Genomic DNA, 15158 nt, shown 5'->3' with positions numbered 1-15158 from the left:
GCCCCTACCCCGTGGACTTTTCAGCCCTCGGGTAAAAGAAAACCCGGCAGATGATCCTGCCGGGTTTTCTATTGTCTACTGGCTGTCCAATAAAATCACGACATCGGATTTCCGGGTTCTCTGGTAGCGCATATGGGCTATCGATCCCGATGAAGTTTTCGGTCTCGCCAGATGGGCCTAGCCAAACACCGCATCATGCGCGCGGACATAGGCAATCGCCGCCTTTGAGACATCACCCGCCGTCATGCCGGGCTTATAGATGCCAGAACCAAGGCCGAAACCATCGCAGCCCGCCTTGGCATAGACGCTAAAATCATCCGGGCCGACACCGCCAACGGCATAAACCGGCACATCTTTTGGCAGGACCGCGCGCATTGCCTTGATGCCCTCTGCCCCGATGATGCTGGCCGGGAAAATCTTAAGCCCGTCGGCCCCGGCCTTGATCGCGGCAAAGCATTCGGTGGGCGTCAGAACACCGGGCCAGGAGCCCATACCAACTTCCTTGGTTTTGGCGATCACCTCGATATCGCAGTTCGGCGATACGACGAATTCACCGTTCGCCGCCTTCACATTGGCAACATCATCGGTTGTCAAAACCGTGCCCGCCCCGATCATCGCGGCGTTCCCGACCGCGTCTTTCATGGCAGAAATGCTTTTTAGCGGTTCGGGGGAATTGAGCGGCACCTCGATCATCGTGATCCCGGCATCGACAAGCGCGCGCGCCATATCAACGGCCTCGTGGGGCTGCACGCCGCGCAGGATCGCGATCAGTTTGCGATGCCCGGCACCTGAAGCGCTATCGGTGATCTGATCATTGACGGATGTCGGATAAGCCATAACTGTCTTCCTGTTTGTTAAGGCCGCGCGCATGTCATGCATCCGGGGCCTGAATAGATCGGCATTTAGCCTGTCACAACGCCGTAAGCACGTGACAGCCCGGCAAGCGTAATCGCAGCCCCGTCCTGCGGTGTTGCCTTGTGGTTATGAACCGCCAAGGCCGCCTGATAAAGCGATGCCAGCTTGCCCGCCCCGATCAGGGCAATGTCATCCCCCGGCGCAAGGCGACTTAAAACATCGGCAATCTCGGCCCCGATAACCGTGCCTGACAAAACCGCGGCCCCCGGGGCAACCGATGCCTCCCCCTTTGCCACCAACGCCCCTGCCCGCACGGTAAACAGACTGTGCAGGAAGGCGGTTGGCTGTTCGGATGCCTTGCGCACGGCGTCGGCAAAGGCAACGTCATCCCAGGCATCATCCACAGAATGACGCAGGATGGATTGCTGCGAAAGCAACGCAAACACCTCGCCACTCATATAGGTGCGAAACGCCTTGATCACGCCATCGGCGACCTGTGCCCATTTCGAATGGGTGCCGGGCAAACAGACCCAGCCGGAAAAATCCGGGTTCTGCGCCATAAAGCCAACAAGCTGGGTCTCCTCGCCGCGCATGACATCAGGATCACCGCGCTGACAAAGTCCCGGCAGGATAAAAACAGAAATGCGAGGATCACTCACATTTGGCGTTACCGCCCCCTTGGCCAGATCGGATGGCCGTGCCGGCACATCGCAATAAGGCGCTTCAAGCCAGCCCTGCTTTGCCCCGGCCATGCCGCAAATCACCACCGGCAGTTTTGCCGGATCAGCGCCCAGCCAATCTTCGATCAAGCCAATCAGGACCGCCTCAAACGAAAGTTTGGGGTCACCGGCAATCGCATTCATGCCCAGCGGACTTTCCGCCGAACCAAGGATGTTAGCGGTATCATCCATCGCCCAAAGGCGCAGGTTTGATGTCCCCCAATCAACCGCGATCCAGCTCGGGAAGATCTTTTTAGTCATGTTCGAACGCATCCCTTCCCTTGAAATTCCTTATTGATTTTATTCCTCATACTATTTCGCGCACGCCAGTTCAACTGCAACCAGCGCACACGCCAATAGCACCGAAGCTTTAAGCCGGGTGGGTCAAGGGGGCGGCATCGGGGTCGCTGCCCAATTCATCGAGAAGCTTCTGATGGGCGCGCCAGTTCTGTGCTTCGATAAACACTTTCGATACTTCGGGAATTTCGGCGCGAATATCGCTTTCAAGCCGTGATACGGCGGCCTCCAATGCGACCGATGTCACCGTATCTTCAAAATCAACACTGACACACACAATCAGGCTTTGCGGCCCGTGATGCAGGGTGATGATCTCGTTGACCTTAAGAATGCCTGGAATGGCGGCAACCATATCATTGATCTTCTTGCGGCTTTGGCTGTTGGCACTTTCACCGATCAAAAGCCCCTTGCACTCAACCGCCAGCATAAAGGCCGTCACCGCCAGAATGAGCCCGATCATCACCGATGCCAAACCATCGAGAACCGGCATTTCAAGCAAATACGCCGCCGCAATCCCGACACACGCCACCACAAGGCCCAAAAGCGCTGCTGAATCCTCAAACAGGATGACAAACACGGTCGGGTCCTTGCTGCTGCGCACCGCCTTGATCAGCGGTACGTTGGGTTGCTGTGCCCGGAAGGTGATATAGGCCGTGCGAAACGCCAAGCCCTCAAGCACAATCGCGATGACCAGGATCGAAAACACGACGTGATAGGTGCGGATATCAAACCCGCCAAATGTTGCCACCACATGCACATCAAGCGCATGCGGATGAATAACCTTGTCCACCCCTTCCCAGATCGAAACGCCAGCACCAAGGCCAAAAATCATCACCGCCACAAGGAACGACCAGAAATAGGTTTCCTTGCCATAGCCCAGCGGATGCCGTTCATCGGGTTCACGGGTCGAAAGCTTCAAACCCAAAAGCAACAGCCCCTGATTGCCGGTATCGACAAGCGAATGAATGCCTTCCGACATCATCGCGGCCGATCCGGTAATCGCCGCCCCGCCAAACTTGGCGACAGCAATCAGCAAATTGGCCGCTGCCGCCATATAGATGGCACCTTTTGAAGAATGAGACATATGGGGATTTCCGCTTTCTGTGGGGCGATGATTTGGCCTGGCAACATACGGGATCAGGAAAACCCCGCATGTTTAAGGCCTTAAGACTGTGAACTCGAACACAGTCTACCCGACTGATTGTAAATGTCACGGCTCCAACCACCTCCGGCCAAAACCGGCACCTTCACCGCTCCAGACCAAATCATCGATAAAAACTATCGAAAACACATGAAATAACTATTTCCCCTATTACCTGTATCGTTGTTAGCCTTCTCAAAGCGATGGGAAACCCGTTGCCAAAATTGATTACCCCGTGTCGCATTGCGATCCCTGAGTTGATGATTACCTTCAACATGAAACCGTCACGTATAACTTCTGGTTTCATCGTGCTGGTTTTGGTTAAACTAGATCAGGGAGAAACAACAAACGGACGCAACACACCAACGCGTCCCACGACCGCGCGATACACGCGATACGGGTCCAGTAGCTGTTTAAAACATCTCAGCCACGACGGAGAGAGAAAAAATGGACGGAAAACATACCGCAGGGAAATGTCCGGTAATGCATGGTGGCATGACCGAGACGGGCAAATCAGTAAGCGACTGGTGGCCAAAGACGCTTAATCTCGACATTCTTCACCAGCACGACACCAAGGTGAACCCCTATGGTGAAGACTTCAACTATGCCGAAGAATTCAAAAAGCTCGACCTTGAAGCGGTCAAGACCGACATCAAAAATCTCATGACCGACAGTCAGGACTGGTGGCCGGCCGACTGGGGCCATTATGGCGGGCTGATGATCCGTATGGCTTGGCACTCTGCCGGCTCGTACCGCTTGGCCGATGGCCGTGGTGGCGGCGGCAAGGGCAACCTTCGTTTCGCCCCGCTGAACTCCTGGCCTGATAACACCAACCTTGATAAGGCGCGCCGTCTTCTCTGGCCGATCAAAAAGAAATACGGCAACAAGCTTTCCTGGGCCGACCTGATCATTCTCGCCGGCACCATGGCCTATGAATCAATGGGCCTTAAGGTCTTTGGCTTTGCCGGTGGCCGCGAAGATATCTGGCACCCGGAAAAGGACACCTATTGGGGTGCCGAACGCGAATGGCTGGCACCATCTGACAATCGTTATGACGATGTCTCCAAGCCCGACACCATGGAAAACCCGCTTGCAGCAGTCCAGATGGGCCTGATCTATGTGAACCCGGAAGGCGTCAATGGTCAACCCGACCCGCTCAAGACCGCCGCCCAGGTGCGTGAAACCTTTGCCCGCATGGCAATGGATGACGAAGAAACCGCGGCCCTCACCGTCGGTGGTCATACGGTTGGTAAGACACACGGCAATGGCGATGCATCCCTGCTTGAGGCCGAACCCGAAGCCGCCGATGTCCATGAACAGGGCTTTGGCTGGATGAACCACACCAAGCGTGGCATTGGCCGCGATACTGTGACCTCAGGCATCGAAGGTGCCTGGACCACCCACCCGACCAAGTGGGATAACGGCTATTGCAAGCTTTTGCTGGGTTATGAGTGGGAGCTCAAGAAAAGCCCGGCCGGTGCCAACCAGTGGGAACCGATCGGCATCAAGGAAGAAGACATGCCGGTTGATGTCGAAGACCCGTCGATCCGCCGCATGCCGATCATGACCGATGCCGACATGGCGATGAAGATGGACCCGACCTATCGCGCCATCATCGAGAAATTCAATAATGACTTTGAATACTTCTCCGATTGCTTTGCCCGTGCATGGTTCAAACTGACCCACCGTGATATGGGCCCGAAGGCCTGCTATCTCGGCCCGGATGTGCCGAAAGAAGACCTGATCTGGCAGGACCCGATCCCCTCAGTTGATTACACGCTGAGCGAGTCCGAGATCGCCGATCTCAAATCCAAGCTGTTGGGTCTTGGTGTCTCCGCGACCGATCTGATCAACACCGCGTGGGACAGTGCCCGCACCTTCCGTGGCTCTGACCGCCGTGGTGGTGCCAATGGCGCACGCATCCGTCTTGCCCCGCAGAAGGACTGGGAAGGCAACGAACCCGCACGCCTTGCTAAGGTTCTGAAGGCACTCGAAGACTTCCAGGCTGGTCTTGCCAAGAAAGTCTCGATTGCCGATCTCATCGTGCTCGCCGGTACGGCTGCGGTTGAAAAGGCCGCGAAGGATGCCGGGGTTAACATCACCGTCCCGTTCGCACCGGGCCGCGGGGATGCGACCGATGAAATGACTGATGCGGATAGCTTCGATGTCCTCGAACCACTGGCGGATGGTTTCCGCAACTGGTCGAAAAAGGACTATGTCGTCTCACCGGAAGAAATGCTGCTCGACCGTGCACAGCTCATGGGCCTGACCGCGCATGAAATGACCTGCCTGATCGGTGGAATGCGGGCGCTCGGCACCAACCATGGCGGCACCAAACACGGTGTCTTCACGGATCGGGTTGGTGTGCTGTCGAATGACTTCTTCGTCAACCTGACCGACATGGGCTACAGCTGGAAACCGGCGGGCGACAACCTGTACAACATCGTTGATCGCAAGTCCGGCGAAACCAAATACACCGCCACCCGCGTGGATCTGGTGTTTGGTTCCAACTCCATCCTGCGTGCTTACGCAGAGGTCTACGCCCAGGACGACAACCACGAGAAGTTCGTCAAAGACTTCGTCGCCGCCTGGACCAAAGTCATGAACGCAGATCGTTTTGATCTGGCGTGAGGGGCTGATGACTTGATGTGATTTGGATTGGAGCTTTTGAGCTTCGGAATGAGAACACCCCCGGTCGTCAGGCCGGGGGTGTTTTTTATATTTCGTTCATTAGTGGACTTCAAATCATAACAGTCAGCAGAAATAAACTATCGAGAAGCTACTCTCGCAAAGAAACTACCACTATTTTCCCGTGGACTAACGCTCTCACTTCCAGGGCATTTTTCTACATAGGTAGAAAAATTGTATTCAAGGTCCTTTGATCCACCATTTTTAAGGTGTACCTTATAGTCACCATGAGCAAACACCCAATATTTGTCGTCTATCTCCAATCTACACTTCCTAGACTGAAAACTATATTCATCCCCAAACTCGTTAGTAGCCCAAATTACGATTGTTCTTCCATCCCACTTACTAGCTGACGGGCTGATATTCAGGTGCGTTCCATCGGAGAGGGTTATTCTTCCGCCGAAATGTCTGTCCGAAGGGGAAGTCTGTTCAATTTTCATTGTTCCAGAAACCTCATTTAGCAACACATCCCATACCCCCGAATAGTCATCTGTGGTAACTAAGGAGCGGGGTTTTGAGTGAATTATAACCTCTCCCTCAAACTTTGCACCTCGTTGGGTCTCGATCTTGGCTAGCAAACGATGCTCACCTTCTCGACGAGTTATAATCATAAGTTTTTCTGAACTCGGCACTGAAACGGAGCCGTTTGACGGCTCTATAATAAACTTAGACTTTCCAACAACCTCGATCCCTTGCCCCTGAGGAACAAATAGGATTGCCCCTCCGGAGATGCCTGCAACGGATGACTTATTGACCAACGAAAATTGATACCCCTGAGCAACCCCCACTATGCCGCTCGCTGTTTCATGTAATTCGATATTTTCAGGCCAGAGATAGTTTTTAGTTATAGTCTTCAATGGCTCGAAAAATGCGAAACTCGCTACACCCAAGGCTGACACCACAACGAATTTCAGAACGATACGAGTAATCCCTCCTCGTCCCCCAGAATCATCGTTGTCATTCTCGACTGACATGAAAGTTCCTTATTCTTTATTGGAGAACATTCAGGCAAATAGCATTTGGCAAGTAATTCGGACCGTCATAACCAAATATATCTCCCGTTTCTGGGATTATTATCTGACTACTGGGACCACCATCCAAGGCTAGAGCCGCTTCAATTCGCGGACCCCCGTGTAACTTTAATGACACAATCAATTCAGCAAACTCATAAAGTGAAACAGCACTTCCTCTTGGTCTGAATGCCCCCAACAAGACAACATTTCCAGAATCAGTAATACCGATAGCTGTCCTATTGAACTTCACCTCGCGATCAGAAAACATATCGTTTTGGCCTCTGTACACTAGGATTGGAGATGACTGTATTGCTTGATACGCCTCCCGCGCCGCAGAAACGGAATCAACGGGAATAATATCTACCCGTTGTTTATTCAAAACGGCAAATCCTCCAAATTTACGTCGCCGAAAATCATTCTTCTTTTGCCCTGCACTAATAACTAATCCCAATGGCTGAGGAAATCCCGCGTCATCTTCGAAGTAGAAACCACCATTTGAAAGTGCCACTGGCGACCGACACTTCAATTCACCAAGAAGAGTGAATATTCTACCTTCCTTACGTACATCTATAACTTCGAAGTTCGGTATCGGAGACCTCGCCGTCACGGCCACCAAAGACAGAATGCCATTATTCTGATCATCATTTGGTAGCGACCACACCTGTAGTAATTGCTCGGTCTCTTCCACATCAAAGGTCTTTGTCTGAAGCATATTATTGGACAAGGTTTCGCCAGAAACACTTGTGTTTATCAAGACCATCAATAGGGCAAAACTAACGAAGTATATGGATTTCAATAAGACGGCCATCCACTGCCCCCCCCCTAACAACAAGAGGCACCATATTACCACCTTGAATTGATTATGGAAGGTTACAATTCAACACAGACCAGCAATATTATTGGTTACATGAAATCATTGATTTTGTTTCAAATTCACTGACGATCTATAGGTACTCACGACGAAAAGGGGACAGCTCCCGCTCTTATGGTCCGTGTGCGTGAAAGTCATGAACTCCGATAGTTTTGATGTGGCGTGAGGGCTGATCGCCTGATGTGATTTGGGGCTTTACGGCTTCAAAATGAGAACACCCCCGGTTGTGAGACTGGGGGTGTTTTGTTTTCTATAACGATATTGTCCGACAGAATTAACTTTGCTTGCCAAATATCTAGCTTTAACGTTCTATCTTAGCGTATTCTAGCCGCCTCTTTGCAATTTCCGAATGCCTTAGTTGAGCCATAAATGCTTAGCCCAAACTACAACATTCAGTGCTTTCTCGCTCTATCTGCTATTCAGGGCGTGGGCTATGAAACTTTGCGCTCGATAGCTGAGAAGCAGATACCCTTTTCCGACATCGTCGATCTCAACAGCTCCAAAGAAGCCGCGGATGTATTGCGCTCAAATGGGGCGCGTATAGCAACGGAGTCTGTCTCCGACTGGGCAAGTATTCGAGAGCGAATACTAACTCGCTCTCGAAAATTGCTAAGCGATCTAAACGAAGCGCAGGTGCAGGTCATAGATCGATCCCACCCAATGTTCCCTAAATCGCTGCTGGACCTTTCGGATGCGCCACATTGGCTGTTCGTTCAGGGAAGCCTGAGCGTTCTGAGCGAACCATCAATCGCAGTCGTCGGCACTCGTTCTCCAAGTGACAAAGGCTTATGGGTAACCGAGTACGTTGGACTTTGTCTGAATTATTGGGGTTGCCCGACGGTGAGTGGATTGGCTCTTGGGATTGACCAAAAAATACATGTAGCCAGTATTGAAGCAAACCTTCCTACCATCGCGGTACTTGGAACGGGAATTTTTTCTGACTATCCCAAGAATGCATCAGAACTGCGTCGCAACATTGTTCGCAATGGAGGAGCGATAATAACAGAGTACCTCCCAAACGAGACATATAGCGCCAAGAACTTTGTTCGGAGGAATAGACTTCAAGCTGCATTGGCTAAGGTGCTTATCCCTACAGAATGGGCAGCAAAGAGTGGTACTGCGCACACTGTCCAATATGCGAAGAAGCTAAAAAGGGCAATTGCAACACTCAGTGTTTACTCTCCAGGTGGAGGCCTTACACCACCGAGTATTACGGCCCCAAACTTTTGTGAGTTTGCAATCCCAGGAGAGGAAGAGAAATTTCGAGAATTTGTAAGGGAAGCTCTACAAAAGCGAAATATCGAAGAGCCTATCCAACAAAATCTATTCGAAGGGATTTAATTATGCATTCACTCAAATTAGTAATTTTTTCTCTGAGAGACGTACTAGTTTCAAAAGGCACTATCGACAATGAAAAGCTTTCTGAAACAGTAAAACTATTCAAATTTCTTGTTTCAAAAGGAATAGATATCGCCTTAGTCAGCAATAGTCACTGGACTGTTCGCCCTGCCAACAAATCATTTCAACAGTTTATTTCAGAACTTGTCGGCACCGAAATCCCATACTTTCAGGGCGGCGTTCACATTCCTTATAAACAACGCCCGCAGGCCATGAAGACCGTTCTTGATAATTATGGCGTTTCTAAACAAGAGGCCGTTTACGTAGGTAGTACAGATCATGATATGCAGGCTGCCCGAAACGGAGGCTTATTATTCCTGAATGCAAATTGGCACGCGCAGAACAGTAAATATGGTTTCGACTTTGCGTCACCTTTAGAGATAGGTAAATTTATTGATTGTTGCTGCGACCCAGAAGATTGGTTTTGGAAAATCGAGGAAGAAGGCTTACGGATATATTCAATAGCCCCCTTAGCTGAGTTCTCGAAGCGATATCCCGAAGCTGCTGGCTACTCAAGTAGCGCAAAATCAGCTACCAAATTTAGTATCGGAGACCTAAGGTTCTGGGGCTTGGTTATGGCCGCGCGGTTACATTTTTCCGGTTTGGGAGCAGAAGTAAACTACGTCACTCCTTACCCAGGGCATAAAACTACTTCACAAAAAACACTTTTGACGAATGCCTTGAAAGTTGTTTCAGGATCACTTCAAGCGCAATACCTAGATGATCTTATAATACGGCACACAGATGCACAAAAATCGCAGTTGCTTAGAAAACAAGGAATAGCGCCAGATCACAGAAATCAGCTTTCAACAATATGCTTACGCCGGGATCCTGTTAGAACCGGGCCAAAGCAGTTGCGATACAAGAGCCCGCCTTTAAAAAAGGGCAAGAAGGTTCTATTGATTGATGACATCTGTACGCAGGGGTTCTCAAGCGAGGCTGCTCGTTCATTTATTGAGGCCACTGGAGCAGAAATGATTGCTGTTACGTGGCTGAAAACCCCAGGAAACAATGATTTTCAGCAAATAAGACAACTCGCTCCGGAGATTAAGAAACCATACTCCCCGTACTCACCAGAGCAAGTGAAATATAGATTACGTAGTTTTGACACTCATATTTCCAACCCTAATGCTCCCAAAAGCGTTGCCGAATCATTTAGTCGCTATCAAAATTGGGATTGGCCATAGAAACGAATTATACTTTTCTGCCAAAGAAAGGAATATTGAAGGGCTCGCTTCAGAATCTCTGTGTTCCACACACATATTATTCAATTCGACTATACAGATCGGCTTTTTCAGAACAGCACTAAAAATACATATAAAACCAAGAAATTAACCGTCTAGGGGAAAGATTACTTGGCATACATCCGGGATCACTGGCAGGGAAAGCACGCGCTGTTATTCGCGCTGTTCGTCAACCTGATCCTGATCCGTGCCCTGATCCTGTTTGCCGATCGCTACACGCTCCCGCCCTATATCCCTGATCGCGTTCCGGCGCTGATCGCGACGGTTGCGTTTATCCTTCTTTTTCATGGCGTTGTTTTTGTCTGGCAGGTGGTTGGGGTGCTGCGCGCCACCCAACATCAATCAAGCATTCTTGCCAACATCTGGACTGTTGTGAGTTATGGGGTGATCGGGCTTTCTCTGGTCTTTACCGTACTCAGCATCGCGGCATCTTTCCGTGCGCTTGCCCCGGAGCGGTTTATTCCGGTCAACCTGACCGAGCTTGAAGATGCCCGCGCCAGCCAGTATGCGCTGACCCTCAGCCCCGATAACACCCGCATTTACATCACTGGCACCTTTACCCTTGGCATGGCGCAGCGCTTGGCCGCCTTGCTCGATCAAAATCCGGGTATCACCGGCATCGTCCTGCATAGTGATGGCGGGCATGTCTATGAGGGGCGCGGTGTCGGCTTGCTGATCCGCGATCGGGGCTTGGACACCTATGTTTATGAGGCCTGCAGTTCCGCCTGCACAACCGCCTTTATCGGTGGCGCCAAGCGTTACCTTGGCCCGAACGCCCGGCTGGGCTTTCATCAATACAAGATCGATCTCGACTACCCCGTCCCGCTTTATGACATCAAGGGCCAGCAGGAAAAGGAAATCACCTTCTATCGCAGCCAGGGCATTGCCGAGAGTTTCCTTAAGCAAGTCTTCCTCGCCCCGCATTCCGGGATCTGGTTCCCGGAGGTGGCAGAGCTGATGGAGGCTGGTGTTGTCGATGGGGTGGTTGAGGGGGAGTGAGTAAGTTTGAGTTTGCAACCGAACGACCGGATGTGAAGCACTGGACGCCACAATCAACCTGTTAACGATAGAAGTTACCGCAGTTTGATTTGTGGCAAGAGTGAACTTTATGATCCCCCCTACAGCACTCCGTTTTGCCGGTAATGCGGTGTCGGGAACGCCCCCGGATGACGCCGGCATGCGAACCATACAGCGCCGAAGAAAACGTATTCTTCGGCTTGGTGTTGTGGTTCTTCTGGTACTCGTTGCCGGATCTCGGTCCTTGACCGATCGGCAGAGCGCGCTTCACGACATGATCGAAGCCGTTGGGCTATTTGCGATTTACGTATGCATCATCGGACGTGGCTGGTGCTCCCTTTATATCGGCGGGCGCAAGAACACAGAGCTTGTCACCACCGGGCCTTATTCAAGCTGCCGTAATCCACTTTATCTCTTCAGCATAATCGGGGCGTTTGGTGTCGGAGCCCAGACCGGCAGCATCGTGCTCGCCAGTTTGTTTGCGGGCGTGTGCTGGATGGTGTTTCGCAATGTGGTCTTGCAAGAAGAGGTGCTGTTATCAGAACGCTTTGGCAAGGCATTCCTGCGCTATACCAATACTGTGCCGCGTTTTCGGCCGACCTGGTTTCGCTGGCGGGATAAAGAAACACTGCTGTGCAAGCCGTCACTGTTTTTAACCACGACGCGCGATGCGATGTGGTTTCTGGCTGCTGGACCGGTATTGGAAGGCATCAAAGTGATGCAGGAAAAGGGATGGCTGACACCTGTGATCTATCTGCCCTAGGTGCCAAACCTAAATAGGGTGTCCCGCTTAGCCCGACGCGGTTGAGCGGCTGAAAAACAGCTTGTCTTTTATCCCGCGCGACGATGTTGCGATCTGCCCCCACCCCCAGCAATAGCAGGCCTTTTGCCTGTTGATCCGATATTTGCCCAGACGTGGACGCGCATAAGTCGATCCACACAAGGCCGTCTGAGTGAAGCGCCTGCCCTTTCCATTGGTTTTAGGCCTACCGGGCTGCCGTCACCAATGTTCGATCCCAAGAACGATGATGACGAAAGCCCCCGAACCACACAACGTAATAGCGGAGTAGAAATTGATATGAAACCGACCGAAAATCACCAAGGGAACCTAGCAATAGGACGCCGCAGCTTTCTAAGTGGTGCTGCGGCCATTGGTGTTGGTGCCGGATTGGCCGCACCCGCCAATGCCGCCAACACCACTGCGGCAGTAAAATCGACCATTGCCTTGCGAGACCAGGACCTGCCCTTTATCGCCACCGAAGAGACCTATACCACCGACGAACTGATCGCGCTGAATGCGATTAACGATGATCACGTGGAATATCTCAGGGAAACCGGTCTTGCCGAACTTGGCCCCGGCCGCATCGGTGACATGGATCAGGCAGGGATCAATATGCAGATCCTCTCGGCACATACACCCGGTGTGCAGGATCTCGCTGGTCAGGAAGGCATCGATTTTGCCTATCGCCTCAACAAGATGATTGCCACAGGCCCGATGGTCACCTATCCGGGGCGGTTCCAGGCCTATGCAACCCTGCCGCTACAGGACCCGGCCGCATCAGCCGACGAACTGGAACGCGCCGTTCGCGAAGATGGCTTTGTCGGCGCCATGACCAATGGCTTCATCGGCAAAAAGTTTCTCGACCATCCCGATTTTGAACCCCTTCTGGCGCGGGCCGAGGCACTTGATGTCCCGATATACCTGCATCCGGGTTTCCCGCCCAAGGAAGTCTTCGACATTTACTACCGCATCATGCGGCCAGGATATAATGACGAATATCAGGACTATATTCTCAGTGGTTCCGGATATGGTTGGCATCAGGAGGTGCTTACGCAATGTCTTCGACTGATCATGACAGGAACGTTCGACAGGTTCCCCAAACTGCAAATGATCATCGGCCATATGGGAGAAGGCCTTCCGTTCTTCTTTGAGCGTATCGTCGAAGATTTGGGCGACGTGACCGAAGGCTCCCTGAACAAGCCCATCGGCCAGTACTTCAATGACAATTTCTGGTACACGACCAGCGCATTTTTCCAGGATGAACTGCTTCATCTTTTGTTGAAATACATCAGTGTGGATCGTGTGATGTTTGGAACCGATTATCCGTTTGCAGACATGAAGCAGGGAACCGACTGGTTTAAGGCAGTGGATCTGCCCCGTGAAGCCAAGGAAAAAATTGCCTTCCGGAATGCGCAAAAACTGTTCGGTATAAAGGTCTGAGACCTCTCCTCAAACCCACACGCCTTTACCAAACAAGGCTACAGCAAAGACAAACACCCCGCTCAGGTTCGCCAAGCGGGGTGTTTTGATTTAGGGCGTTGTTATATTTCGCAAAGAAGCGACTTATACAAGAAGTGGTTGCGGGGGCAGGATTAGTCTGCGCCCTATGGGCTCCGCCAACTCCGGCCTATGGCCTACGCAAAGAACCTGCAAACAGGCATAGGCCTGTTTGCGATGTTCCAATCCATATGCACCCGATAATCGAACATTAAAAAAGCCCGCCACAAGGGCGAGCTTTATTAATGTTGGTTGCGGGGGCAGGATTTGAACCTGCGACCTTCAGGTTATGAGCCTGACGAGCTACCGGGCTGCTCCACCCCGCGTCAGTGGGTGTATTCTGTTGTTTAAACAGATAACGCCGCGTCTGGGATGATGCGGCGTTGGATGTTTGGGTGTGTTTATAGGGAATATGAGTTGCTGTATTTGGAAGGCCCGGCGGTGACCTACTCTCCCGTGCCTTAAGACAAAGTACCATCGGCGCAGGCTGGTTTCACTTCTGAGTTCGGGATGGGATCAGGTGGTTCCCGGCCGCTATGGCCACCGGGCCGTCCAAACACAGCGAAGAGATCGGAGATCTTATGAGATCGTGATGTTGAGTTGCGAACTATTTATTGTTGTGACGTATTGGTCTTGCTGATTTTACCGCTGCGCAAGTCATATGCAGATCAGTAGCAAGAGGGATCAATCAAGCCGATCGATCAATTAGTACTGGTTAGCTTCACGTGTTGCCACGCTTCCACACCCAGCCTATCAACCTGGTGGTCTTCCAGGGATCTGATAGGGATACCTAGTCTTGAAGGGGGCTTCCCGCTTAGATGCTTTCAGCGGTTATCCCTTCCGCACTTAGCTACCCGGCGATGCTCCTGGCGGAACAACCGGTACACCAGAGGTGCGTCCATCCCGGTCCTCTCGTACTAGGGACAGCTCTTCTCAAGTATCCTACGCCCACGGCAGATAGGGACCGAACTGTCTCACGACGTTCTAAACCCAGCTCACGTACCACTTTATTGGCGAACAGCCAAACCCTTGGGACCTGCTCCAGCCCCAGGATGTGATGAGCCGACATCGAGGTGCCAAACACTCCCGTCGATGTGGACTCTTGGGGAGTATCAGCCTGTTATCCCCGGCGTACCTTTTATCCGTTGAGCGATGGCCCTTCCACGCGGGACCACCGGATCACTATGACCGACTTTCGTCTCTGCTCGACTTGTCAGTCTCGCAGTCAGGCAGGCTTTTGCCATTGCACTCTTAAGCTGATGTCCGACCAGCCTGAGCCTACCATCGCGCGCCTCCGTTACTCTTTGGGAGGCGACCGCCCCAGTCAAACTACCCGCCATGCAGGGTCCCGGATCCGGATAACGGACCTCGGTTAGATATCAGGAAGCAAAAGGGTGGTATCTCAAAGGTGGCTCCACCATGGCTGGCGCCATGGCTTCAAAGCCTCCCACCTATTCTGCACATTCACATCCTGATACCACTGCAAAGCTGTAGTAAAGGTGCACGGGGTCTTTCCGTCTGACCGCGGGTACTCCGCATCTTCACGGAGAATTCAATTTCGCTGAGTTGGTGTTGGAGACAGTGGGGAAGTCGTTACGCCATTCGTGCAGGTCGGAACTTACCCGACAAGGAATTTC

At 51.9% G+C, this 15158-nt stretch carries 11 protein-coding genes, 1 tRNA gene and 2 rRNA genes (1 of these 14 running past the window's edge); 6 read left to right on the top strand and 8 right to left on the bottom strand.

Annotated elements, in window-relative coordinates:
- Window positions 1-177 precede the first annotated feature (177 nt).
- From IT893_RS05510 to IT893_RS05500, 3 genes are all read right to left on the bottom strand, one after another.
- Window positions 178-837: a 2-dehydro-3-deoxy-6-phosphogalactonate aldolase gene (locus IT893_RS05510; protein WP_197147113.1), complete on the bottom strand. Its 660-nt coding sequence runs from the start codon at window positions 835-837 to the stop codon at window positions 178-180.
- A gap of 65 nt (window positions 838-902) precedes the next feature.
- Window positions 903-1835: a 2-dehydro-3-deoxygalactonokinase gene (locus IT893_RS05505; protein WP_197147112.1), complete on the bottom strand. Its 933-nt coding sequence runs from the start codon at window positions 1833-1835 to the stop codon at window positions 903-905.
- A 109-nt stretch (window positions 1836-1944) separates the two neighbouring features.
- Window positions 1945-2955, bottom strand: a complete 1011-nt coding sequence (locus tag IT893_RS05500) for a cation diffusion facilitator family transporter (protein ID WP_197147111.1) — start codon at window positions 2953-2955, stop codon at window positions 1945-1947.
- A 504-nt stretch (window positions 2956-3459) separates the two neighbouring features.
- On the opposite strand from IT893_RS05500, the gene katG reads away from it, so the two are divergent.
- A complete protein-coding gene (gene katG, locus IT893_RS05495; protein ID WP_064781693.1) occupies window positions 3460-5643 on the top strand; it encodes a catalase/peroxidase HPI in 2184 nt (727 codons plus the stop codon).
- A gap of 137 nt (window positions 5644-5780) precedes the next feature.
- Here katG and IT893_RS05490 read toward each other — a convergent pair whose 3' ends face one another.
- Window positions 5781-6674, bottom strand: a complete 894-nt coding sequence (locus IT893_RS05490; RefSeq protein WP_197147110.1) for a hypothetical protein — start codon at window positions 6672-6674, stop codon at window positions 5781-5783.
- A 16-nt stretch (window positions 6675-6690) separates the two neighbouring features.
- The gene (locus tag IT893_RS05485; protein ID WP_197147109.1) at window positions 6691-7521 is read right to left on the bottom strand and encodes a phosphodiester glycosidase family protein; all 831 of its coding nucleotides are present in this window, start codon (window positions 7519-7521) and stop codon (window positions 6691-6693) included.
- A gap of 432 nt (window positions 7522-7953) precedes the next feature.
- Here IT893_RS05485 and IT893_RS05480 point away from each other — a divergent pair, with 432 nt between their 5' ends.
- The 5 genes from IT893_RS05480 to IT893_RS05460 all read left to right on the top strand — a co-directional run bounded on the left by IT893_RS05480 (window position 7954) and on the right by IT893_RS05460 (window position 13464).
- A complete protein-coding gene (locus IT893_RS05480) occupies window positions 7954-8925 on the top strand; it encodes a DNA-processing protein DprA (RefSeq protein WP_197147108.1) in 972 nt (323 codons plus the stop codon).
- 2 nt (window positions 8926-8927) lie between these two features.
- Window positions 8928-10169 (top strand): HAD family hydrolase, encoded by a 1242-nt coding sequence (locus IT893_RS05475; RefSeq protein WP_197147107.1) that lies wholly within the window; start codon window positions 8928-8930, stop codon window positions 10167-10169.
- Between the two features lie 168 nt (window positions 10170-10337).
- Window positions 10338-11225 (top strand): hypothetical protein, encoded by an 888-nt coding sequence (locus IT893_RS05470; protein WP_197147106.1) that lies wholly within the window; start codon window positions 10338-10340, stop codon window positions 11223-11225.
- 109 nt (window positions 11226-11334) lie between these two features.
- Window positions 11335-12006: an isoprenylcysteine carboxylmethyltransferase family protein gene (locus IT893_RS05465; RefSeq protein WP_197147105.1), complete on the top strand. Its 672-nt coding sequence runs from the start codon at window positions 11335-11337 to the stop codon at window positions 12004-12006.
- 315 nt (window positions 12007-12321) lie between these two features.
- A complete protein-coding gene (locus IT893_RS05460; protein ID WP_197147104.1) occupies window positions 12322-13464 on the top strand; it encodes an amidohydrolase family protein in 1143 nt (380 codons plus the stop codon).
- 306 nt (window positions 13465-13770) lie between these two features.
- Here the strand turns inward: IT893_RS05460 and IT893_RS05455 are convergent.
- From IT893_RS05455 to IT893_RS05445, 3 genes are all read right to left on the bottom strand, one after another.
- A tRNA-Met gene (locus IT893_RS05455) sits at window positions 13771-13847 on the bottom strand.
- 107 nt (window positions 13848-13954) lie between these two features.
- Window positions 13955-14069 (bottom strand): 5S ribosomal RNA (gene rrf, locus IT893_RS05450).
- A gap of 136 nt (window positions 14070-14205) precedes the next feature.
- Window positions 14206-15158 (bottom strand): 23S ribosomal RNA (locus tag IT893_RS05445) (it continues 1793 nt past the right edge of the window).

The organism is Thalassospira sp. A40-3, from assembly GCF_015871485.1.
GTDB classification, from domain to species: domain Bacteria; phylum Pseudomonadota; class Alphaproteobacteria; order Rhodospirillales; family Thalassospiraceae; genus Thalassospira; species Thalassospira tepidiphila.
This window is presented reverse-complemented; position numbering and strand designations above follow the sequence as displayed.

What these genes read in the sequence shown, in the direction of transcription:
- IT893_RS05510 (WP_197147113.1), bottom strand. Translation starts at nt 837, where the DNA reads ATGGCTTATCCGACATCCGTCAATGATCAGATCACCGATAGCGCTTCA.
- IT893_RS05505 (WP_197147112.1), bottom strand. Translation starts at nt 1,835, where the DNA reads ATGACTAAAAAGATCTTCCCGAGCTGGATCGCGGTTGATTGGGGGACA.
- IT893_RS05500 (WP_197147111.1), bottom strand. Translation starts at nt 2,955, where the DNA reads ATGTCTCATTCTTCAAAAGGTGCCATCTATATGGCGGCAGCGGCCAAT.
- katG (WP_064781693.1), top strand. Translation starts at nt 3,460, where the DNA reads ATGGACGGAAAACATACCGCAGGGAAATGTCCGGTAATGCATGGTGGC.
- IT893_RS05490 (WP_197147110.1), bottom strand. Translation starts at nt 6,674, where the DNA reads ATGTCAGTCGAGAATGACAACGATGATTCTGGGGGACGAGGAGGGATT.
- IT893_RS05485 (WP_197147109.1), bottom strand. Translation starts at nt 7,521, where the DNA reads ATGGCCGTCTTATTGAAATCCATATACTTCGTTAGTTTTGCCCTATTG.
- IT893_RS05480 (WP_197147108.1), top strand. Translation starts at nt 7,954, where the DNA reads ATGCTTAGCCCAAACTACAACATTCAGTGCTTTCTCGCTCTATCTGCT.
- IT893_RS05475 (WP_197147107.1), top strand. Translation starts at nt 8,928, where the DNA reads ATGCATTCACTCAAATTAGTAATTTTTTCTCTGAGAGACGTACTAGTT.
- IT893_RS05465 (WP_197147105.1), top strand. Translation starts at nt 11,335, where the DNA reads ATGATCCCCCCTACAGCACTCCGTTTTGCCGGTAATGCGGTGTCGGGA.
- IT893_RS05460 (WP_197147104.1), top strand. Translation starts at nt 12,322, where the DNA reads ATGAAACCGACCGAAAATCACCAAGGGAACCTAGCAATAGGACGCCGC.